Source organism: Peptoniphilus equinus, from assembly GCF_027921445.1.
Lineage (GTDB): Bacteria > Bacillota > Clostridia > Tissierellales > Peptoniphilaceae > Peptoniphilus > Peptoniphilus equinus.
In genome coordinates this window covers 305,777-326,389 of record NZ_CP115667.1, presented here as the reverse complement: position 1 = coordinate 326,389, position 20,613 = coordinate 305,777, and the positions used below count along the sequence as shown (strand labels likewise).

The window sequence follows — 20,613 nt, the reverse complement described above, 5'->3', positions numbered from 1 at the left end:
TAACCTTTCTGGGCATACAAAAAGCATCCTAGCTCAAGTGACTGATGCTGGCACTTAAGGTTTGGATGCAGTGTGTGAGTTCGATGATGCGCTTTTCCACGCGTATAAGACGAAACGTTCAACCGGATTTTTCTATTTACAATAAAAAAGAACGCCGCAGCGTTCAGATGTGGTGCCCAGAACCGGAATCGAACCAGTGACACGAGGATTTTCAGTCCTCTGCTCTACCGACTGAGCTATCTGGGCAAAAATTATGAATATATAAATTGGTGGGCCTTCAGGGACTCGAACCCCGGACCGACCGGTTATGAGCCGGGCGCTCTAACCGACTGAGCTAAAGGCCCAAAGCAATGGCGGAGAAGGAGGGATTTGAACCCTCGCGACCCTTGCGAGCCCTACTCCCTTAGCAGGGGAGCCTCTTCAGCCACTTGAGTACTTCTCCAAATATGTCGGCTTATGTGAATAATCACTTTTAACATTATAGTCGACGTTTTTTACTTTGTCAATGATAATTTACAGTCCTTCTACAGAAGGTTAAAGCTGATAAAAATCGAATCTAAAATAAATCACCCGGACTATGGTTATCCATCCCATCAACTATGGATCGAGTCTCTCATGGTATTTTGCATACATCTCCTCTGAGATCGTATGGCAAATCCCAATGTCTAAGCGATACTGCTTGCCATGACATCGATTGGATTAGAAAACCCTTATCCAAAAGCTAAAAGTTACCCGAGAAAATAACATGCCAAATTGAAGCAGTAAACTGCTGCTCGAAATAGTCAAGGTTATAAGAAATGATAGACATTAGTTCAAAGTTCGAACGATACACTCAATCTAGTATGGCCATGTAAAGTGAAGATATCTTGTCCTCCAGAAAGCTACCAGTCCATACTGAAATAAGAAATATCCATTGAGCTCTGGGTCTCTTTTCGTCACCAAGGTATAGATCAAAATTCACAAAGAAAAGCCCCTAGCGGAATTCAAGCGCTGATATTTAAGATATGTTCTGCAGTTAAGCCATAATACACAATCGCTATCGATATCAGTGAGTATAAAATTTTAACGACAGTAACTCGTCTCATGCTTGACCTCCTCGAAATTGGCTCCAAGTTCCATTTGAGATAACGTGAATCCAACATATCGAATCAAATTTTTTGATTAAATGGTTATAATCCATGCAGAAAATATCACAGTTTTTTTCTCATAGTCAATAGGTGACGTTATAAACTTATTTACTAGCTTTATATTTTTGTTATGTGTCCTTATCAAAAAACTTTTATTCTTAATTGTTATCCAGACAGGACACTCTACTTTCTTTGCCATGTCTTTATCTTGGATAGTATAACTTATAATCATCTAACCGGTGAATGCCTAGTCTCATACCGGCTAGCTTATACTTTTTAACCGTTGAGGTGAGTGTGTGACATTGAATTATCCGAAATAAGTCCCAACAGTTTTACCACTCACACAAGGGTTTAAGGGATTACTTTAAGATAAAGTCAACATCCCCCTACTAACCAAACCTCTATCCCGTGGCCTCGCTTTTGATGCCGGACTCAGACATACTTTATCTGCTCGTAATAAATAGGTGTTCACTTGCTACGGTGTATGCCTATCAAACCATCATATTTATTTGTTTAATTAGACCTTCCTATACCTCTTTTTTTGCGCCGTAACAAACACCGACGTCAAGGTCATTGTCGAAACAAAAAAAAGAGCCCTCAGGCTCTTTTTTAATAAGTACTTAGTCTTCTGGGTTTGGTGCGCCAACTGGGCAAACAGCTGCACAAGAACCGCAGTCGATACATTGATCCGCATTGATAGTGTATACAGCACCTTCTTCGATGCAGTCTACCGGACATTCTGGTTTGCAAGCACCACAAGCGATGCAAGAATCGTTAATTACATATGCCATAATATTACCTCCATGTCATGTGAGTTCCAAAGCACGCTTTGGAATCTTTTTCTTTTGTTCTGTGAAAATAGTAACATAACCGCGCGGACTTTTCAACCTTTTAAGACCGCCGAAGCCTTATTGTAACCCGTGTTGAGCTCTTTTAATACCTAGAACTTCACTTAGATTTCCAGCACCCATAGCGACTTGATTCCAGAGCTCACTTTAACGCATTATATGCTGAATTTGATAGACACTATCATACTATGAAAATATTTTTTTAAAAAAACTTATTTGAAACACTTTAGAGGGTGGTGCAATGGCCATCATGTATCTTTCCCTAAAGGGCACATGAGCATCTCTTTTGCCTCAGTCTCTCCAAAGCACCGACCGCAAAAAAATCCGGCATCGGATACGTCCAATGCCGGAATGCTGCTTTCACTTTTTATAGGCTACACGCTTTACTTGCTGTAATCGTAGAACCCTTTACCGGTTTTGCGTCCCAATTGACCGGCGCGCACCATTTTTCTCAGCAAGGTGTGAGCACGATACTTAGGATCTTTAAATTCATCATAGAGCACGTCCATAATGGCAAGGACCACATCCAGACCGACTAAATCGCCCAGTTCCAAAGGTCCCATCGGATGATTGGCACCCAGTTTCATGGCGTTATCGATATCTTCTGCGCTGGCAACGCCTTCTGCAAAGATGCCGATGCCTTCATTAATCATTGGAATGAGTATGCGGTTTACCACAAAGCCCGGAGCTTCTGCAACTTCAACAGGTGTCTTGCCGATTTCTTTAGCCAGTTCCACGATGGTGGTCTTAGTGGCTTCATCAGTCAGTTGTCCTTCAATCACTTCCACCAATTTCATAGCAGGAACCGGATTGAAGAAGTGCATACCGATCACTTTTTCAGGGCGATTGGTAGCCGCACCGATATCTGTAATGGAGAGGGACGAGGTGTTGGATGCAAGAATGGTGGATTCTTTGCAAGTTTCCCCCAATTCTTTAAAGATGCTCTTTTTTACCTTAGGGTTTTCCGTTGCCGCTTCAATGACGAGATCGCAGTCTTTGATGTCGTCCAAGGAGTCAGATACACTGAGATTTTTCAGTGCAGTGTCCATCTCTTCTTGGGTCATACGACCTTTTGCTACGTTCTTTTCATAGCCCTTTTGAATACCTTCTTGAGCTTTCTTCAGTGCTTCAGGTGCAATATCGCGAATGACGACTTCGTGTTTTCTGGCAATGACCTGTGCAATGCCGGCTCCCATAGTCCCTGAACCGATTACTGCTACTTTCATTTATTTTCTTCCTCCTTAGCATTCAGACATGCTTTATCTTTCGGTTTGATGTTAAATTCCGGACGACGCTTGTCAAGAAAAGCACTCATGCCTTCATATTGCGCTTCATCGGCAAAGCAGAGGCCGAAATGTGCCCGCTCAATGCCCATTCCGGTGAGAATGTCCACTTCCGTGGCCGCATTAATAGCTTCTTTGGCGTTACGTACCGCCACTTGTGAATTTTTCGTAATGGCTTTGGCAATTTCTACAGCCTTGTCTAAAAGCGCTTCCGGCTCGGTGACGTAAGACACCAGACCGATTTCTTTGGCCTCGTCTGCCGAAATGGCATCTCCGGTAAAGATCATTTCTTTTGCCTTGGACAGACCGACGATACGTGCAAGACGTTGAGTGCCGCCAAACCCCGGTGTAATCCCGAGGCTCACTTCAGGCTGACCGATCTTCGCCTTTGTAGAAGCAATGCGAATATCACAAGACATCATAAGCTCACAGCCGCCGCCGAGAGCAAACCCGTTCACGGCAGCAATCACAGGTCGCGGCAATTTTTCCAGTTTGAGGAAAGTGTCCATCCCGTGTTTTGCAAAAGCTTGTGCTTCAAAAACTTGCATTTGGGCCATTTCGGAAATATCTGCACCTGCTACAAAAGCCTTACCTGCACCGGTCAAAATCACGACTTCGATCTCATAGTTCTTTTCAATGTCGTCCAGCGCGGAGTTGAGCTCTTCAATGACTTCGGAATTGAGTGCATTCATCGCCTTTTGACGATCGATGGTCAGCACCAGAATCCCGTCATTTAAATCAAATTTTAAATACTTGTAATCCATAGCCCTCTCAACTTATCTTTCTACGGTGAGTGCCGTCCCTTGACCCCCGCCAATGCACAGTGTTGCAAGACCTTTCTTTGCATCGCGTTTTTGCATTTCAAAAAGCAGTGTAGTAAGAATCCGCGCACCGCTCGCTCCGATTGGGTGGCCGATAGCAATGGCGCCGCCGTTAACGTTGGTCTTTTCCATATCCAGATTCAGTTCTTTGGCTACAGCGCCGGCTTGTGCTGCAAAAGCTTCGTTGGCTTCGATAAGATCTAAGTCCTCAACGGTCCATCCTGCTTTTTCAAGTGCTTTTCTGGAAGAAGGAATTGGACCGGTGCCCATGATCTTAGGATCGATTCCTGCAGATGCATAGGAAACAATCTTGGCAAGCGGCGTAATGCCAAGCTCTTTAGCTTTTTCTTCCGACATGACAACCATCATGGCCGCCCCGTCGTTAATCCCGGATGCGTTCCCCGCTGTCACAGTGCCGCCGTCTCTTTTAAAGGCGGGACGAAGTTTGGCAAGAGCCTCTTCTGTGACACCGTCACGAATAAATTCATCAGTATCCACAACTGTCACTCTGCCTTTGCGATCTTTAACTTCTACAGGAACAATTTCATCTTTGAAGCGACCGGAGTTCTTAGCAGCTTCAGCGCGGTTTTGAGACGCCGTAGCAAGCTTGTCCTGATCTTCGCGAGTGACGTTGAATTGCTCTGCCACATTTTCAGCCGTGATGCCCATGTGGTAATCATTAAACGCGTCCCAAAGACCGTCTTTAATCATGGAGTCCACCATCTTTGCATCACCCATACGAGCGCCCCAACGTGCGTTCGGCAGGATGTAAGGTGCCATAGACATGCTTTCGCAGCCGCCGGCTAAAATAATGTCGGCATCGCCGGCTTTGATGATTTGTGCCGCCAAAGAGATGGCTCGCAGTCCGGATCCGCAAACTTTATTAATCGTAAAAGCAGGTACATCAACAGGAAGACCGGCAGCGATAGACACCTGACGTGCAACGTTTTGTCCGAGACCCGCTTGAAGCACGTTCCCGATGACCACTTCATCAACTTGTTCCGGTTGAACACCGGCGCGTTTCAATGCTTCCGCTGCTGCAACTCGTCCCAGTTCTACAGCCGGAGTGTTTTTAAATGCGCCTCCGAATGAACCTACCGGTGTTCTGGCCGCGCTAGCAATTACTACATTTGTCATATTTTCCTCCTATTTCTTCGGCGGGAGCACAGTGGCATAGCCGTCCAGCACTATCTCGCCTTGTTGATTGGTACACTGTGTGTGCAACTTAACGATTTTGTTTTTAATTTTTTCTTCAACCGTCACCTTTGCGGTAATCGTGTCTCCGAAATATACCGGTTTGGTGAATTTCAGCTCTTGGCCCATGTAAATTGTGCCCGGACCCGGAAGTCGCATCCCCAACACCGCAGACACTAAACCCGCTGTGAGGATACCGTGGGCAATGCGGCCCTTAAATGCACCTTTTTCCGCTTCAATTTGATTGATGTGGGCAGGGTTGTTGTCCCCGGTGATGCCCGCAAAAAGATAGACGTCACTTTCAGAGATGGTCTTCATAAACGAAGCTGTATCTCCGATGTTGATTTCATCAATGGTGTAGCCTTTTAACCCTGAGCGTTCCATAGTGTCCCTCCTAATCATTGATAGCTTTACTGGACAAATACCCAACTCACAAGTCAGCTAACCAAGCCTCCATAAAGAAATGACGAGACCTTTCATAATGTGAAACCATTTCCATCCACTAGTTATTTTACCTCGAAATTCATAAATTGACTATACTTTCTCCCTGAAGATTCCCCTCAAAAATAGGAGAAATGTCTATAGAAAAATGCTCAGACAAAGCTGAGCATTAACGTGACCCGTCGGCCATTTGTTCTATGATAATATCCACAATTTTTTCCGCCGCATGACCGTCGCCATAAGGATTGACGGCGTGAGCCATGGCCTGATACGCATCGGCATTGTCAAGCAGCTCCAGGAAGTTGGCCACAACGGCGTCATAGTCGGTGCCGATGAGCCGCGCCGTGTTCGCCTCAATCCCCTCCATGCGTTCCGTCTCTTCACGAAGGACGAGGACAGGTTTGCCCAAAGCCGGCGCTTCTTCCTGCACCCCGCCGGAGTCGGTGAGGACAAGACGCACTTTATTCATCAGATTCGAAAACGGCAAATAGTCCAACGGCTCAATCAGGTGAATCCGAGGATGATCGCTGAGGTACTTTTGTGCAATGGCCCGCACTTTCGGGTTGAGATGGACAGGAAAGATCACTTCCACATTCTCTCTTGCCTCCACCACATGGCGCACGGCACGAAAGATATTGGCCATAGGCACGCCGATGTTTTCGCGGCGATGACTGGTAAGAAGCACCACATCTTTGCTGTAGTCAATGGTGTTTAACACCGGGTTGTCAAAGACATAGTCATCTTTCACCGCCAAGTGTAAGGCGTCGATGACGGTGTTGCCGGTGATGAAAATCGCCTCATCGGGATAATTTTCCCGAAGCAGATTTTGTCGATTGCCTTCTGTCGGTGCAAAGTGAAAATTGGTCAACACACCGGTCAGACGGCGGTTCGCTTCCTCGGGATACGGCGAATAGAGATTGCCTGAACGGAGTCCCGCTTCCACATGGCCCACTTTAATCTGTTTGTAAAAGGCGGCCATCCCGCCGGCAAAGACGGAGGTGGTGTCCCCCTGCACAAGAAGCAGATCCGGTTTTTCTTTATCTAAAATAGTCTCCAAACCCACCATAGTATTGACAGTGATCTCCGTCAACGTCTGACCGGATTTAAAGATGTTCATATCATAGTCCGGTACAATATGGAAGATATCCAGTACCTGATCGAGCATCTCCCGATGCTGCCCCGTGACGGCAACCACGGTCTCAATGTCCGGACGTCGTTTCAGTTCCAGGACAATGGGCGCCATTTTAATCCCCTCAGGACGCGTCCCGAAGACGACGATAACTTTCATAGTTCCTCCTTGGATTTAAACATACCGCTCACTTTGCCAATTAAGACCACATTGATCACAGTGAGCAGTGAAATGAATAGTCCAATTTGCGCATCCACCCCTGCCACCAAATTGGCAAGAAGGCCGAAGATAATAGAGATGCCGTAGAGTATGAGCACAGTCTGGCGCTGAGAGAGGCCCAGGGCCAACAGACGGTGGTGCAAGTGCCCCTTGTCCGCCTGCATAATACCTCTGCCGCTGAGTTTTCTTCGCACCATCGCAAACGTCGTATCAAAGACCGGCACACCTAAAATCAAAACAGGCACGACAATGGTCAGCGCCGCCGCAGACTTCATAATCCCTTCAATGGAAATATAGCTCAGCATAAAGCCTAAAAACAGCGCACCGGTATCCCCCATAAAGATTTTCGCCGGATTGAAATTGTAAGGTAAAAATCCCAGACAGCTTCCCGCAAGAAGCGCCGCAATCACAGACACGCTGTTGTACTCAAACTTATACGCAATGACAGCAAGCGACACGGCGGAGATCAACGACACTCCGGCCGCAAGACCGTCCAGACCGTCGATGAGATTCACCGTATTGGTGATCCCCACCACCCAAAAGATGGTCACAGGAATCGCCAGCGCCTTCAAAAAGATGACACTTTCGCCGAAAGGAAAGGGATTCGTGAAAAACTCAATGTGCGAGCCGCCAAAGACAAGGATACCGGCGGCGAGGAGCTGGCAGGCCAACTTCACCTTCGCACTCATCTCCCACTTGTCGTCGATCAGACCGCACACAGTGATGAGGGTAGCGCCAATCATGAGCGCAATCAACTCGTGCGTCAGATCTAAAAACACCACCATCCCCGCCATCACCGCCACATACATCGCAAGCCCTCCGGAGATGGGAATCGGCTTTTTATGTACACGCCGAGCGTCTTTTGGAATATCCAGAAGGCCGAAGCGCACGGCGTTTTTAATGACCACAGGCGTCAGCACAAGACTGATCAAAAATGCCAACAGCGCCGCTAACAGAACCGTCTTCATCACTTCGTACCGAACATACGATCCCCCGCATCGCCAAGACCGGGCAGAATGTAAGCGTGGTCGTTAAGCTCACGGTCGATATGACCGATAAAAATATCCACATCCGGATGGGCATCCTGAACCACTTTAATGCCTTCCGGCGCCGCAATAATATTCAAGGTGCGAATACTGGTCGCCCCGGCACGCTTCACCTCGTCAATGGCTTCAATCAGCGAGCCGCCCGTAGCCAACATCGGATCTAAGATAATAATGGTCCGTTCACTGATATCCTTGGGAAACTTGGAATAGTAGGTGACCGGCTTCAATGTCTCAGGGTCGCGATACATCCCCACGTGAGCCACACGTGCTCCCGGCACCACAGACAACACTCCGTCTACCATCCCGAGACCTGCCCGAAGAATCGGTACCAGGGCAATTTTCTTGCCGGAAATTTCCTTGCCCACCGTTTTTTCCAGCGGCGTTTCCACCTCTTTATCGCTGAGCTCCAGATCCCGTGTCACTTCATATCCCATGAGCATGGCAATCTCCGTCACCAAGCTGCGAAAATCCTTACTCGATGTGTTTTTATCTCTTAAAATGGTGAGTTTGTGTTGAATCAGCGGATGATCCATTTCAAATACTTTTCCCATAGTCCTCTCCTTTTATTGACATTCTACTGTTACAAACCAAATTTGACGCGACCGCCGCAAGCTTTTAAGAGACGGTTCATAATGCTCACGCCGAGGCCGCGCATTTCAAAACCTTCCACAAAGATGATATCCACGGCTTCATCGTCACACTCCCGCAGATACTCGAAGAGATTTTGCGCAATCGTCTCCAAATGATCTCGAGACCCCATGCTCTTTAAAAAATACGCACCCTGATAGGAATCCATCGTCTCGTCCGTCGCAAGGACGGCAATCTTCTCACTGCCGTGCTCGGCAATGGCCTTGTTGATGTGGGCGATCACATTGTTCACATTGCCGACAAAACAGTACGCCTCCGCCCGAGGTGCATAGTGCTTATACTTTTGTCCCGGCGATTTCGGCACTTTGCCGTCGTCCTTGCTGATGATCGTCTCATCAATGGTCATCCCCGGCACCACGTCGTCCAACTCTTCCACCGTAATCTTTCCGGGACGGAGCACCATCGGCGGCGTCACCGTAGTGTCCACCACCGTGGATTCAATGCCCACATCCGCCTGTCCGCCGTCGACAATAATATCCACGAGCCCGTTTAAATCCTCATAGACCCGCTTGTACGTCGTCGTGGACGGACGGCCGGAAATATTCGCCGACGGCGCCGCAATCGGACGATTCACCGCATCGAGAATCTCGTGGGCGACCTTGTGGGACGGCATACGCACCGCCACCGTGTCCAGACCGGCAGTCACCTCGTCGGGAATCGTCGCCTTGCGCTTAAAGATCAAGGTCAGCGGCCCAGGCCAAAAGGCATCCATCAGCGCTTCCGCTTCCTTGGACACCTCCGCCACAATCCCTTGGAGCTGGTCTCGCCGTGCAATATGTAAAATGAGCGGATTGTCCCCCGGACGCCCCTTAGCTTTAAAAATTTTCTTTAACGCTTTCGGATTGGTACCGTCAGCGCCCAGTCCATACACCGTCTCTGTGGGAAAGACCACGAGACCTCCCTCTTTAAAGGTGTCCACAATAGTCTTGACATCCTGCGGCTTTATTTTTTTTGTCCCCTGTAGCGTTTTTGTTTTCATCGTAACAGAACCTTTCTTTACATAATCATTATAACAAGAGCCTATCCCCTTGACAACGACGCCCCCGGATAGGGTGCAAAAAAACGTCGCACGACTCAAAAGAAGTCTCACCGCGCGTCCCATCGTCCCGTCCGCCGTCTTACGATTTGTCCGCCGAGCGGTTTTATTAATTCGCCTTCTGTGATATACTCATAGAGATAAAGATTGTGGAAAGAATTCCACATAGTACACACCATGGATAGGAGGAACTCATGGCTACGCAATTTACACTTGACGACTTTATTTTCTCCGGCGACACATTAAAAGGTATGACCCGCCAGGGAAAAGACAAAATTAAAAACGAAGGTATTACCCACATGCCAATCCCTAAGGAAGGTCCGGACGGCACCCCTGTACGTGTGATTGGCGAGAACTGCTTCTTCCGCAGAAAGCTCTCCACCTTCGAGATCCCTGATACCGTTGAAGAAATCGGCTATGACGCGTTCGGTGTCAACAACATCGAATCCATTACCCTGCCCGATTCAGTAAAGAAAATCGCAGGCTTCGCTTTCTACCGAAACAAACTCACCGAAGTCAAACTGCCAAAGGAACTGGTGAGCATTGCACCGTCCGCTTTCGCACTCAATCGCCTGTCCAACGTCGAATTCAACGACAAGTTGGAACTCATCGACACCTCTGCATTCTACGGCAACGCCTTGGACAGCGTGGAACTGCCAAGCTCTCTGAAAAAAATCAACATGTTCGCCTTCAGAAAGAACAACATTCACGACGTCAACGTGCCTGCATCCGTGGAAGAACTGCACCCTGATGCCTTTGAATCAACCACGAAACTGAATAAATAAAAATCGGCATCACGCTCATAAAGACGTCTTGCAACTCGTGAGCACACGCTCCCATCGCCCTTCTCGTCTTTAAACACAAAAAAAGCTTACCTCGTCGTCTCGGACTTGGTAAGCTTTCTTTTTATGTTGAGATTGATGTGTAGCGCAATACGGTAAGGGGTGCGCCTTAGCGATAATTCCCCGCCTCGGCGCGTCATCGCCATGCCCTCAAAGGACCTTGGCGTCCTGTACGATCCTTCTCCACGTCTCTTTCGTTCTGCCGTACTCATCCTTGGCGTCCCGGCGCACCAGGGTGTGCGTCGTTGTCGATTCAAGAAGGTCATAGTAATACCATGCCCCCTTGCTTACATCGGTGTACGGTGTGATGTGCGCCTCATAGCCGTCCATCAGAGCGTCCTCATCGGCCACACGGTTGTAGAGTCTGTTGAGCATCGCCGCCGCTTCAGCCCGTGTCAGCTTGGCTTCCGGTCTGAACGTGCCGTCGTCGTAGCCTTCGATAATGTGGTTGCCGACCTCCCGGTTGATCGCCGCTTCATAGGGGTGGCCTTTGATGTCAGCAAACGCTGCAACCGTGTCGTTGTCTTTGTCGAGAGGCGCCAGCATCCGCGCAAATTCCCCCCGCGTGATCGGTGCGTTCGGTCTGATGGCGCTGCCGTCGGCAAGTAACAGATCGTGCGCCACCGCGGCGTTAATATACGGGATGTACCATGCATCCGCTTCGGTGTCCTCAAAGTTCGGTTGGGTTCTGTCCGTGAGATCCAAGCCTGCCAGTCGTGTAACCAGGGCTGCGGCTTCGGCTCTCGTGACGTGCTCCTCCGGTCTCAGCGTGCCGTCCTCATAGCCGACCATGTACGCCGTGTGGGTCTCCGTGACCTCAGCCTCGTCGTCTGCCGGCGGCAGGAGCGGCGTCGGGCTCAGAAACGTGAGGTCAAAGCGGAACAGATCCGTGTCGTTGTCCTCAGGCGCTGTCGGTTGGGTCGGGTCAAATTCTCTGTTGGTGATGACAAACCCGTCTATCGGGTTGCCCGTGACGGTCACGTCGTACGTGGTGCCGTCGACGGTGATCTGTCCGCCGCTTTCCCCTTGTTCTTTGACGGTGTAGTGGATGACCTCGCCGTTGTCGTCGATATAGCGCACCAACTGCTTCATTTCAAAGTTGTCGTCCTGACCCACGTCAAAAGTCGTCGGTGCCGCGTCGCCGTCACGGTACACGTCGATCCCCGCCGTGAGGTTCTTTAGTGCATCGCCGGACAGTGGCTTGCCGTAGCGGTCCTCCCAGTTGACCTTGACGTTAAGGGCAATCGCCTTATAGACATGGTACTCGTCATTGTCCTCAAAGTAGTACATGCCGTCACCTTGGTAGGTTTCCCAGTCGTAGTATTCTTCCGTGCCGTCCGTGATATTTTGGATAAAATATGTTCCCTGTATAGGTGTCCCTCTAAGATTTTTAAATTTTAAAATATTATAATCTGACGGAGTTAATACTTCATTATCATCTTCATCAATAACAATATTTATAAACATCCCATCAGACACTATACCCTGTTGTGAATTTTTCAGTAAAACTATGTTGTTTACACTATGGGCACCTGTAAACATCATCTCCATATCTGTGACACTGGACAGATCCCAATTAGAGACATCGGGATTTGCCACTTCCGCCAATATAAACATATAGCCCATACTTTCAACTTTTGCCGTATTCCAGTTCGTCACATTCGGATTGGCTGATTTGGTGTGACTAAACATCTCTCTCATCGTGACGACATTTGAGGTATCCCAGTTCGACACATCAGGATTGGCAACATCCGTTTTATAGAACATCTGGCGCATATCGGTGACCTTCGAGGTGTTCCACTTTGACACATCCGGATTAGCAGATTTGGCTTCACCGAACATGGCTCCCATAGTGGTTACATTGGCAGTGTTAAAATTTGAAACGTCAGGATCTGCCAACTCCGCGCCGTAAAACATAGATAACATATTCTCAACGTTGGACGTATCCCACTGCGAGACGTCCGGATTCCCTCTTTTTAGGCCTAAAAAAAGGTATTCCATACTTTTGACGTTGGATACGTCCCAGTGACGGACGTTGGGGTTAGCATTCTCAGCACCTTGAAACATACTTCTCATATTTATGACATGGGAGGTATCTAAATTGTCAGGTAAAATAATGGCTCCGGCGTATGACTCCTCGTTATGTATTGGCTGTCCGACTAAACCTCCCTCAAAATCATGCCCGGGGCAAAACAAATACGAAGAATCCTACGGCAGTGCGATGACGCCGTCCCCTTGAATCTCAATTTTGGACTCTCTGGCATTAAGAAAGTCCTTCGTGACAAAAGCGATCATCATGGCGTCCCACTTGGCCTTGTCGATGCGGCCTTCCCCGGAGATAATCAAAGTCTTGGCGTCGGCGTCGCCGTTGGCCACTACGGAATACGCCGCGTTATAGGCCGTGTCCGTCAGGTCATAGTTGACAAGGTCTGTCGGACTTTGTGCATAGGTTTTCCGACTGAGCGCAGCGAAGGTGATCCCTACGAGTAACGCCAGCAGGAAAATTTTAATGTGTTGTCTCTTCATTGTGTCTCCTTTCGTGCCGCGAAGGGTCTCCCACTCAGGGCGGTGATATGTCAGACGCCGCCCTTAATCCCCTACCGCACCTCATAGTTTTTCTTACATTATATATATATATATATATAGGGTTTGGAAAGCTTTTTTATTGTACTTCGATTACAGAATACAACGACGTGTTTTGCACCGACTGACGTCCCGCACGATGGCATCGCACTGCGCCGAAGTACGGTCTGAGCATACGCTCCGACGCCCGGCGACATGTTATGGCGTTCACATTTGAAGCGGGATTGACTCGGATCGCTCTTTTGTCCCGTCATCACAGTGCTGAACTGACAGCCGTAACGACTGTCATCGCCGCCACCCTAATAAAAAAGGACACTTCTTCCGAAGCATCCCTTCACTCGCCGCCGCTTAAGCCTCGTCGCCCTCAAGAATACGACGCGCCATTTGTCGGCCAAGTTCTTTTAATTGTTCAATCTCTTCTTTCGTGGCGGCCCCTTGAATTTCCGGCTGCAACGAAAGGGTGTCGAGCTTCAATTCGTCGCTGAAGGCTTTAAACCGTTTCATTGCGCCGCCGCTCCAGGAGTAGGATCCGAAGAAGCCCCAGATGTTGTTCTTCATCTTTTGGTGATGGAGCTCTTCCATCAAGAAACTCATCGGCGGAAAGATGTTGTTGTTGTATGAGCAGGAGCCTAAGATGACGCCGCGATACTTCCACGTATCCGCCAGCAGATAGCTTTGGGGTGTGTTTGCTATATCGTGAATACGAATGTCGGTGATGCCCCCTTCGGCGACCCCTTTTGCCACGGCTTCCGCCATCCGCTGGGTGTTGCCGTACATGGAGCCGAAGATAATCACCACGCCCGGCACGGTCTTTTGCTCCGCCAGTGCGGTATACAGGTCGATGATAAAGCGAGGATTGGAACGCCACACCACGCCGTGCACCGGACAGATGGTCTCAATATCCAGTTCGCCGACTTTTTTCAGCGCCCGCAGTGCCTGAGTCGCATACTTGCCTACGATGTTGATGAAATAGCGAGTGGTTTCGCTGTGGTAGTAGTCGTTAAATTTCACCTGATCGTCAAAGATGGCACCGTTCAACGTGCCGAAGCCGCCGAAGATGTCTTGTGAAAACAGGGTTTTGGTGGCGGGTTCATAGCACACCATGGACTCCGGCCAGTGCACCATCGGCGTCATGTAAAAGGTGAATTCGTGATCCCCGAGCTTTAAACTCTCGCCGTCGCCGACGACAATGAGATTGTCCTCGATGTTGTAGTAATTTTTCAACATCGGAACGGTCTTTTTATTGCAGACGATGTGTAGGTCCGGATAGCGGCTCAAGACTTCATCAATGCCGCTGGAATGGTCCGGTTCCACGTGGTTGATGACCAGGTAATCCAGTGGCTTACCCTCCAACACTTCGTCCACTTTGCTCAGAAAGTCCTTGACGGTAAAGTCTTTGACGAGGTCCATGCAGATGGATTTTTCACCTGTCAGCAGGTAGCTGTTATAAGCGACGCCGTCAGGCAGGGGCCACATTCTCTCAAAGAGGGTGGTGATGCGGTCGTTGACGCCGATGTAATAGAGATTGTCGTGTATTTTTTCTGTAAATAGTTGCTCCAAGTCATACCTCACTTTAGTAGTAATTCCACAGGACAGTGGTCGGAACCTAAGACGTCCATGTGGATTTTAGAATCTTCAACGGCATCGATCAGACGATTGGAGACGACGAAGTAGTCAATGCGCCAACCGACGTTACGCTCTCTGGCTTTGGCGAAGTTGCTCCACCAGGAGTAGACGTTGACGGTATCGGGATAGAGATGGCGGAAGGTATCGGTGTAGCCGCTTGCCAGAAGCTCGGTAAATTTTGCCCGCTCTTCATCGCTGAATCCTGCGGATTTGTGGTTGGCGTCGGGATTTGCCAAGTCAATGTCGTTGTGGGCCACGTTCAGATCACCGCAGAGAATGACGGGCTTTTTGGCGTCGAGTGCGTTGACATACGCCCGAAAGGCATCTTCCCACACCATGCGATAGTCCAGTCGTTCCAAGCCGCGCTTGGAATTCGGTGTGTAGCAGGTGATGAAGTAGTAGTCATCAAATTCCATGGTGATGACTCTGCCTTCATTGTCATGCTCCGGTATGCCGATCCCGTAGGTGACGGCAAGGGGTTGTACTTTGGTAAAGATGGCCGTCCCGGAGTAACCCTTGCGTTCGGCGTAGTTGTAATAGGTGGTGTACCCTTCCAGTTCCAGCTCCAACTGCCCTTCCGAGAGTTTGATCTCTTGCAGGCCGATGACATCCGGGTTCAGGCTGTAGAGTTTGTCCACAAAGCCTTTTTTTATTCCTGCCCGAAGTCCGTTGACATTCCAGGATATAAATTTCATATGCACCTCAGTTGTTACTTAGTAGTTATCTAAAAAGGATGTGCGCTCGCCCTGTTTGTCTTTGTATTCCAAGACGGCGCCCAGTTCCACATTCTGTGCAGAGCGTAAAATGCTGATGCCCACATTGGGATTTTTCTTTTCGATCTGTTGGATCAAGCCTTTGATATAGGCTCGCATGGACCCCTCTTCTTTGTTGGCGCTGACGACACAGGCACAGTCCAAAGGTTCGATGCCGGCATGGGCGACAAAGTTTTTCACCGATGCCTCCCGCACATAATAGAGCGGTCGGATGAGCTCCAACCCTTCAAAGTTCGCTGAGCGCAGTTTGGGCATCATAGTTTTATAGTTGGCGCCGAAGAGCACGTTTAAGAGCACCGTTTCAATGACGTCGTCAAAGTGATGGCCGAGGGCCAATTTATTGCACCCGAGTTCTCTGGCTTTGGCATAGAGATTGCCCCGGCGCATCCGCGCACAAAGGTAGCACGGATTCTGTGCATCCATGGTCTGAGAGGCTTCAAAGATGTTGCTGTCGTGAATCTTCACCGGAATGCCCAGCGCGTCGCAGTCTATCTCAAGGAGCCGACGCTTCTCGGGAATATAGCCCGGATCCATCGCAATAAACTCCAAATCAAAATGCATTTTGCCATGGCGCCTCAGCTCTTGAAAACACTTGGCCAATGTGAGGGAGTCCTTGCCCCCGGATATGGCCACGGCAATCTTATCGCCGTCAGTTACCATTTCAAATTCGTTAATTGCACGTGTAAACGGCCGCCAAATATAACGTCGGTAGCCTTTTATTAAGCTCCGTTCAATATCTTGGACGGATGGTTGTGTTTGAATCATAGAGTATCCTTCATTATATTTATTTCACCTGTCGAAATCATTATACCATGTATTAATTTATTGAACACGCAAAAAGGCACCTCGCGGGTGCCTTTTTATGTATAGCTGGGAAGAAAAAAGATGATCGAAATATCCTCGGTGGATATTTACACTGTCATAATAACATGGTGTCGAACCTATTGCAAGCGTTTTATCAATCTTTTTCAAAAATATTTTTTCCGCCTTAATTTCATCATAGATGCCGCCGCCACCGTTTTCATTTTTGGGTACAAATTGTGGTAAAATAAAGTCGGAGGTGAACTATGTTCAAAGATTTAATTAAAGATCGCCACACCATTCGCACCTACAAAAACGATGCTGTGGATTTTGATACCGTTAAAGAGCTTTTGAAATTTGCCCTCATGGGTCCGTCCTACAAGAGCGCACGACCTATTGAATTTCTCGTGGTGGACGACAAGCCGTCTCTCGAGAAGCTCGCCAAGCTCGGCGCCTTCTCCACCAAGTACCTGGCCGATGTCCCTCTGTGCATCATCACCTTGGCTCACACGGACACAACGACAACCTGGCTGCAAGAGTCCGCTGTCGTCACAGCCTACTTCCAACTCCTGGCCAAAGAAGAGGGGCTGGATACGGCATGGGTCAACATCTACGGCACTGAAAAAGAGGACAAGCCGGCGTCGGAGTATCTCGCCACGTTCCTTGACATTCCTGCAGGTCTTACCCCTGTGAACATCATCCCGGTAGGCTACGGTGACGAACGGGTTCGCAAGAGAAAAGACTTCGATATCTCAGATAAAATTCATTTCAACACACCGCGCTAAACAAAAAATCAACTTGGCTCCTAACGAGTTAAGTTGATTTTTTATTGCTTATTTCACGTATTTTTTATAGTTGCCGTAACCTTTCTCATCCATTTCGTCGTAGGAAATGAATTCCAAGGCTGCGCCGTTTATACAGTAGCGAAGGTGTCCCGTCTCTGCCGGACCGTCTTCAAACACATGGCCCAAGTGAGACGCCGTGGAACGCACTTCTGTGCGGTGCCCGAAGCTGTAGTCGTCACGGTATTCGTTGGCGCCTGACACAATGGGCTTGGTAAAGCTTGGCCATCCGCAGCCGGCGTCGTACTTATCTCTGGATGAATACAGCGGCTCGCCGGTCACGATATCCACATAGATGCCCTCCTCGTCGAACTTGTCATAGCGACTGGTAAAGGGGCGTTCCGTGCCGGCGTGTTTGACCACATCATAGGCCACATCGCCAATCCGTGCTTTGAGCGCCGCATCGGATTCCGGCTCTTTCTTCGGATAGTCCAAAGGTTCATCAGCTAGCGCCAAATTGATATGGCAATAGCCGCCGGGATTTTTGTCCAAATAGTCCTGGTGGTAGTCTTCCGCCTCGATGAAGTGTAACAGCGGCGCCACTTCCACTCGAATGGTCCGCTCATAATCCTTTTGCTTCTCTTCAATAATCTCACGCGCCCGTTCAAGGACACGCCCGTCCTCACTGTAAATCCCGGTGCGATACTGACGCCCGACATCATTGCCCTGTTTGTTGATCGTGGTGGGATCGATGATGCGAAAGAAGTGATCGAGGAGCTCTTCCAGTGATATTTTATAGGCATCGTAACGAACTTTTAAGGTCTCGGCATGGTCCGTCACGGCAAGGGCGTGGTAGTCGGTCGCTTCCGTCTTGCCGTTGGCATAACCCACAGTCGTTGTCAGTACGCCATGTAATTTTTTAAAGTAGCCTTCCACGCCCCAAAAGCATCCCCCTGCCAAATAGAGTGTTTGGACGTTTTGACTTCCCATTTGATTTATTTTCATAACAACCTCCTTTGGTTCTTCTCATTAATACCCATAAAAAAATAAGACCCTGAGGTCTTATTTCATCACACGTCACTGCAATCTGTGTTTGTATTCCTGTTTGTATTCTTCCACCCCGGGCTGATTGAAAGGATGAGCATGAAAGAGCAACGACGACACAAAGCACGCTTCCATAAAAAAGTAGGCCATCTCACCCATGGTATAGGCGTCCAGTCGTTCAAGTTCAATGCCGAGGCTGGTCACATCGTTCTTTTGATGAGCTTCTTTCGTCGCGCGGCTGACAATGCGCTTCAGTGCGTTCAGCGAAAAGTGATCGTGGGCTTGATAACAGTCGTCAAAAGCTGCAAGATTCACATCAAAGTCCACCGGATAGCGGCTCACGTCAATGACGGTTTCAAAGACATTGCCCGGGCCCTCCTGGAGGTACTGACCCATAGAGTGAAGATCGGTGGTATTGACCATATAACTCGGAAAGATGACATCCTTGTGCTTGCCTTCACTCTCGCCAAAGAGCTGGACGTACCACTTTTGATAGTATTCCATGCGCGGATCGTAGCTCACCAGAAATTCCGTGGTCTTTCCTTTTAGGAAAAGCGCCCGTCGGTCACAGGCATAACGGCGGGAAGGGTTGTCCGCATTTTCCGTCAAACGGCGATAGTCAAAGAGACCTGCTAAAAAGGCATCGATGTCCACATCCGCCACTGCCATGGGCAGTAGTCCCACCGCCGTATGTAAACTGTATCGCCCGCCCACATCCTTCGGCACCGTGAGCAGCTCCATGCCGTGTGCCGCGTGCTCTCGATATAAAAAGCCTGTGTCATCGCCGGTGATGATGACAATGCGCTCATATGGGTTTTCGTATTTTTCTTTAAACCGCCGCAGCACCAATTGATAGCCGATGTTGGTTTCAATCGTGGTGCCCGACTTGGAGACTACAATCATGCACGTATTGAACGTGTCGACAAAGCTTAAGACTTCCTGCAAACCTAAGCTGGACAGATGATTGCCCATGAAGACGACTTTCGTCTTTCGGGTGAGGTTTGCACTTTGTCCGTCTGTAGCTTCAATGATGGCTCGTGCCCCCGTGTAGGATCCCCCTGCACCGCAGACAATCACAAGCTCGTAGTTGTCTTTAATGAACTGTGCCAGCTCTTTAATCCGGTCCAGTTCCCGAAGGGAGTTCTCGGGATTTTGCCAGCCGAGATAGTCCTTGTAGGTGATTTGTGCCTCTGCAACTAACGCCTCCAAATCACAAGGCGCGTCGCTGTCAATTCCTGAATATGTTAACATTACCAAACCTTTATTAACAGTGCCGTTAAGTCGTCCCGTTGTTCGCCCCACATAAAATTGTAGACGGCACGCTTCAGCACCAAGAGTTCATCGTTGTCATTGTCTTGTAAAATAGCCTTGACCCGATCCGTCCCGAACTGTTCGCCGTTGTAATCCATGGTTTCAGAAAGACCGTCGGTCATCAGACAGAGTTTATCCCCGGTCTTAAGCCTGATCGAGTCGGACTCGTAGCCGCTCCCTTTAAAAAACGGCGAGATAGGAAAGCCGCTTAGCACCAGTTCCTCGCTGCCCTTTTCCGTCGCCACAATCGGACTTGGAAAGTGCCCGGCATTGGCGTAGGTCAAAAGGGACTTCTTCTTGTTGTAGACGCAGTAGAAACAGGTGAAGTAGGTCTCACCGTCCAACCCCAAATTCACAAAGCGCTGTGACAATTCTTCCAAGAGTTTCGCCGGAGCGAGTTTTTTGTCTCGGGAAATGTTACGCATGGCAATACGTATGAACATGGTAATCATCGACGAGGCAAAGCCGTGGCCCACCGTATCAGCAATATAGATGCCGACATTGTCGTCGTTGATGGGAAAAATATCAAACATATCGCCGCTTAACATATTGGACGGATGGTAGAGGTAGTCGACCTTCAGCGTGGAAAGAAAGCCCTTTGCCGGCAGAAGCGCCGACTGGATCTTTTGCGCGTGATTCATCTCAATGGTCATCGCTTTGTTGCGCTCCATAATTTCAGAGAGGAGCATCTGTTCTTTGTCGATATTTCGAAAGACTTCCACCACGCCTATGACGTGGCCGTCTTTCTCCAACGGCGAGCTCTTCACGGAGTACAATTTCCCGCCGATAGTCTCCTCCCGTTGGATCACCTCGCCGGTCTCATAGGTGCGACGGGAGATGACGGTATCGATGCCTTCGCGGTCAATGCGGGAGAGTTTGCGCTCAGTGTCGTAGCCAAGCAAATCCTGGAGGGCTTTGTTGGCATAGATGATCTGATTTTTAAAATCAATAACTCGGATTAAATCTGCAATGCTGTCCAATATTTGACGATTTAATCCGGGATTGCTTATGAATTTATAATACTGCTCCACAGTGACCACCTCCCTCACATTATAGCAT

The 20,613-nt window shown here is 48.9% G+C and carries 20 protein-coding genes and 3 tRNA genes; 2 read left to right on the top strand and 21 right to left on the bottom strand.

Annotated features, from left to right (window positions below):
* Positions 1-170 precede the first annotated feature (170 nt).
* The 12 genes from O6R05_RS01675 to O6R05_RS01620 form a co-directional block, all read right to left on the bottom strand.
* A tRNA-Phe gene (locus O6R05_RS01675) sits at positions 171-246 on the bottom strand.
* A 21-nt stretch (positions 247-267) separates the two neighbouring features.
* Positions 268-344, bottom strand: a tRNA-Ile gene (locus tag O6R05_RS01670).
* Positions 345-351: 7 nt separating this feature from the next.
* Positions 352-442 (bottom strand) — tRNA-Ser (locus O6R05_RS01665).
* Between the two features lie 1,305 nt (positions 443-1,747).
* Entirely contained in the window at positions 1,748-1,918 is a 171-nt protein-coding gene (locus O6R05_RS01660; protein ID WP_271191808.1) for a DUF362 domain-containing protein, read from the bottom strand.
* A gap of 440 nt (positions 1,919-2,358) precedes the next feature.
* Positions 2,359-3,201, bottom strand: coding sequence for a 3-hydroxybutyryl-CoA dehydrogenase (locus O6R05_RS01655; RefSeq protein WP_271191807.1), 843 nt, complete (start codon positions 3,199-3,201; stop codon positions 2,359-2,361).
* Positions 3,198-4,022, bottom strand: a complete 825-nt coding sequence (locus O6R05_RS01650; RefSeq protein WP_271191806.1) for an enoyl-CoA hydratase-related protein — start codon at positions 4,020-4,022, stop codon at positions 3,198-3,200. The genes O6R05_RS01655 and O6R05_RS01650 overlap by 4 nt, the downstream gene beginning before the upstream one ends.
* A 12-nt stretch (positions 4,023-4,034) precedes the next feature.
* Positions 4,035-5,216 carry an acetyl-CoA C-acetyltransferase gene (locus tag O6R05_RS01645; protein ID WP_271191805.1) on the bottom strand — a complete coding sequence of 394 codons (1,182 nt, stop codon included), beginning with the start codon at positions 5,214-5,216 and terminating at the stop codon, positions 4,035-4,037.
* A 9-nt stretch (positions 5,217-5,225) separates the two neighbouring features.
* A complete protein-coding gene (locus tag O6R05_RS01640) occupies positions 5,226-5,657 on the bottom strand; it encodes a MaoC family dehydratase (RefSeq protein ID WP_271191804.1) in 432 nt (143 codons plus the stop codon).
* A gap of 226 nt (positions 5,658-5,883) precedes the next feature.
* Positions 5,884-7,002 carry a non-hydrolyzing UDP-N-acetylglucosamine 2-epimerase gene (gene wecB / locus O6R05_RS01635; RefSeq protein ID WP_271191803.1) on the bottom strand — a complete coding sequence of 373 codons (1,119 nt, stop codon included), beginning with the start codon at positions 7,000-7,002 and terminating at the stop codon, positions 5,884-5,886.
* Positions 6,999-8,030, bottom strand: coding sequence for an MraY family glycosyltransferase (locus O6R05_RS01630; RefSeq protein ID WP_271192279.1), 1,032 nt, complete (start codon positions 8,028-8,030; stop codon positions 6,999-7,001). The genes wecB and O6R05_RS01630 overlap by 4 nt, the downstream gene beginning before the upstream one ends.
* Entirely contained in the window at positions 8,030-8,659 is a 630-nt protein-coding gene (upp, locus tag O6R05_RS01625; RefSeq protein WP_271191802.1) for a uracil phosphoribosyltransferase, read from the bottom strand. Before upp ends, O6R05_RS01630 begins: the two co-directional genes overlap by 1 nt.
* 29 nt (positions 8,660-8,688) lie before the next feature.
* Positions 8,689-9,735 (bottom strand): L-threonylcarbamoyladenylate synthase, encoded by a 1,047-nt coding sequence (locus tag O6R05_RS01620; protein WP_271191801.1) that lies wholly within the window; start codon positions 9,733-9,735, stop codon positions 8,689-8,691.
* Positions 9,736-9,986: 251 nt separating this feature from the next.
* Between O6R05_RS01620 and O6R05_RS01615 the strand changes: the two genes are divergently transcribed.
* The gene (locus O6R05_RS01615; RefSeq protein WP_271191800.1) at positions 9,987-10,577 is read left to right on the top strand and encodes a leucine-rich repeat domain-containing protein; all 591 of its coding nucleotides are present in this window, start codon (positions 9,987-9,989) and stop codon (positions 10,575-10,577) included.
* A gap of 207 nt (positions 10,578-10,784) precedes the next feature.
* Here O6R05_RS01615 and O6R05_RS01610 read toward each other — a convergent pair whose 3' ends face one another.
* The 6 genes from O6R05_RS01610 to O6R05_RS01585 all read right to left on the bottom strand — a co-directional run bounded on the left by O6R05_RS01610 (position 10,785) and on the right by O6R05_RS01585 (position 16,381).
* Positions 10,785-12,710: a BspA family leucine-rich repeat surface protein gene (locus tag O6R05_RS01610; RefSeq protein ID WP_271191799.1), complete on the bottom strand. Its 1,926-nt coding sequence runs from the start codon at positions 12,708-12,710 to the stop codon at positions 10,785-10,787.
* Positions 12,711-12,842: 132 nt separating this feature from the next.
* A complete protein-coding gene (locus O6R05_RS01605) occupies positions 12,843-13,160 on the bottom strand; it encodes a hypothetical protein (protein WP_271191798.1) in 318 nt (105 codons plus the stop codon).
* Between the two features lie 136 nt (positions 13,161-13,296).
* On the bottom strand, positions 13,297-13,428 hold the full coding sequence (locus tag O6R05_RS01600) for a hypothetical protein (protein WP_271191797.1): 132 nt from the start codon (positions 13,426-13,428) through the stop codon (positions 13,297-13,299).
* Between the two features lie 137 nt (positions 13,429-13,565).
* Entirely contained in the window at positions 13,566-14,777 is a 1,212-nt protein-coding gene (locus O6R05_RS01595) for an FprA family A-type flavoprotein (RefSeq protein ID WP_271191796.1), read from the bottom strand.
* Positions 14,778-14,785: 8 nt separating this feature from the next.
* On the bottom strand, positions 14,786-15,538 hold the full coding sequence (locus tag O6R05_RS01590; protein ID WP_271191795.1) for an exodeoxyribonuclease III: 753 nt from the start codon (positions 15,536-15,538) through the stop codon (positions 14,786-14,788).
* Positions 15,539-15,556: 18 nt separating this feature from the next.
* Positions 15,557-16,381, bottom strand: coding sequence for a tRNA 2-thiocytidine biosynthesis TtcA family protein (locus O6R05_RS01585; protein WP_271191794.1), 825 nt, complete (start codon positions 16,379-16,381; stop codon positions 15,557-15,559).
* Positions 16,382-16,683: 302 nt separating this feature from the next.
* Here O6R05_RS01585 and O6R05_RS01580 point away from each other — a divergent pair, with 302 nt between their 5' ends.
* On the top strand, positions 16,684-17,202 hold the full coding sequence (locus tag O6R05_RS01580; protein WP_271191793.1) for a nitroreductase family protein: 519 nt from the start codon (positions 16,684-16,686) through the stop codon (positions 17,200-17,202).
* A gap of 48 nt (positions 17,203-17,250) precedes the next feature.
* Here O6R05_RS01580 and msrB read toward each other — a convergent pair whose 3' ends face one another.
* From msrB to O6R05_RS01565, 3 genes are all read right to left on the bottom strand, one after another.
* On the bottom strand, positions 17,251-18,204 hold the full coding sequence (msrB, locus tag O6R05_RS01575; RefSeq protein WP_271191792.1) for a peptide-methionine (R)-S-oxide reductase MsrB: 954 nt from the start codon (positions 18,202-18,204) through the stop codon (positions 17,251-17,253).
* Positions 18,205-18,276: 72 nt separating this feature from the next.
* Positions 18,277-19,494, bottom strand: coding sequence for a glucose-6-phosphate isomerase (locus O6R05_RS01570; RefSeq protein WP_271191791.1), 1,218 nt, complete (start codon positions 19,492-19,494; stop codon positions 18,277-18,279).
* The gene (locus O6R05_RS01565) at positions 19,494-20,585 is read right to left on the bottom strand and encodes a SpoIIE family protein phosphatase (protein ID WP_271191790.1); all 1,092 of its coding nucleotides are present in this window, start codon (positions 20,583-20,585) and stop codon (positions 19,494-19,496) included. The genes O6R05_RS01570 and O6R05_RS01565 overlap by 1 nt, the downstream gene beginning before the upstream one ends.
* Positions 20,586-20,613 lie beyond the last annotated feature (28 nt).

Coding starts and splice junctions, on each gene's coding strand:
- O6R05_RS01615 (WP_271191800.1), top strand. CDS start 9,987: ATGGCTACGCAATTTACACTTGACGACTTTATTTTCTCCGGCGACACA.
- O6R05_RS01610 (WP_271191799.1), bottom strand. CDS start 12,710: ATGAGAAGTATGTTTCAAGGTGCTGAGAATGCTAACCCCAACGTCCGT.
- O6R05_RS01650 (WP_271191806.1), bottom strand. CDS start 4,022: ATGGATTACAAGTATTTAAAATTTGATTTAAATGACGGGATTCTGGTG.
- upp (WP_271191802.1), bottom strand. CDS start 8,659: ATGGGAAAAGTATTTGAAATGGATCATCCGCTGATTCAACACAAACTC.
- O6R05_RS01590 (WP_271191795.1), bottom strand. CDS start 15,538: ATGAAATTTATATCCTGGAATGTCAACGGACTTCGGGCAGGAATAAAA.
- O6R05_RS01570 (WP_271191791.1), bottom strand. CDS start 19,494: ATGTTAACATATTCAGGAATTGACAGCGACGCGCCTTGTGATTTGGAG.
- O6R05_RS01660 (WP_271191808.1), bottom strand. CDS start 1,918: ATGGCATATGTAATTAACGATTCTTGCATCGCTTGTGGTGCTTGCAAA.
- O6R05_RS01620 (WP_271191801.1), bottom strand. CDS start 9,735: ATGAAAACAAAAACGCTACAGGGGACAAAAAAAATAAAGCCGCAGGAT.
- O6R05_RS01630 (WP_271192279.1), bottom strand. CDS start 8,030: ATGAAGACGGTTCTGTTAGCGGCGCTGTTGGCATTTTTGATCAGTCTT.
- msrB (WP_271191792.1), bottom strand. CDS start 18,204: ATGAAAATAAATCAAATGGGAAGTCAAAACGTCCAAACACTCTATTTG.
- O6R05_RS01655 (WP_271191807.1), bottom strand. CDS start 3,201: ATGAAAGTAGCAGTAATCGGTTCAGGGACTATGGGAGCCGGCATTGCA.
- O6R05_RS01580 (WP_271191793.1), top strand. CDS start 16,684: ATGTTCAAAGATTTAATTAAAGATCGCCACACCATTCGCACCTACAAA.
- O6R05_RS01585 (WP_271191794.1), bottom strand. CDS start 16,381: ATGATTCAAACACAACCATCCGTCCAAGATATTGAACGGAGCTTAATA.
- O6R05_RS01645 (WP_271191805.1), bottom strand. CDS start 5,216: ATGACAAATGTAGTAATTGCTAGCGCGGCCAGAACACCGGTAGGTTCA.
- O6R05_RS01640 (WP_271191804.1), bottom strand. CDS start 5,657: ATGGAACGCTCAGGGTTAAAAGGCTACACCATTGATGAAATCAACATC.
- O6R05_RS01605 (WP_271191798.1), bottom strand. CDS start 13,160: ATGAAGAGACAACACATTAAAATTTTCCTGCTGGCGTTACTCGTAGGG.
- wecB (WP_271191803.1), bottom strand. CDS start 7,002: ATGAAAGTTATCGTCGTCTTCGGGACGCGTCCTGAGGGGATTAAAATG.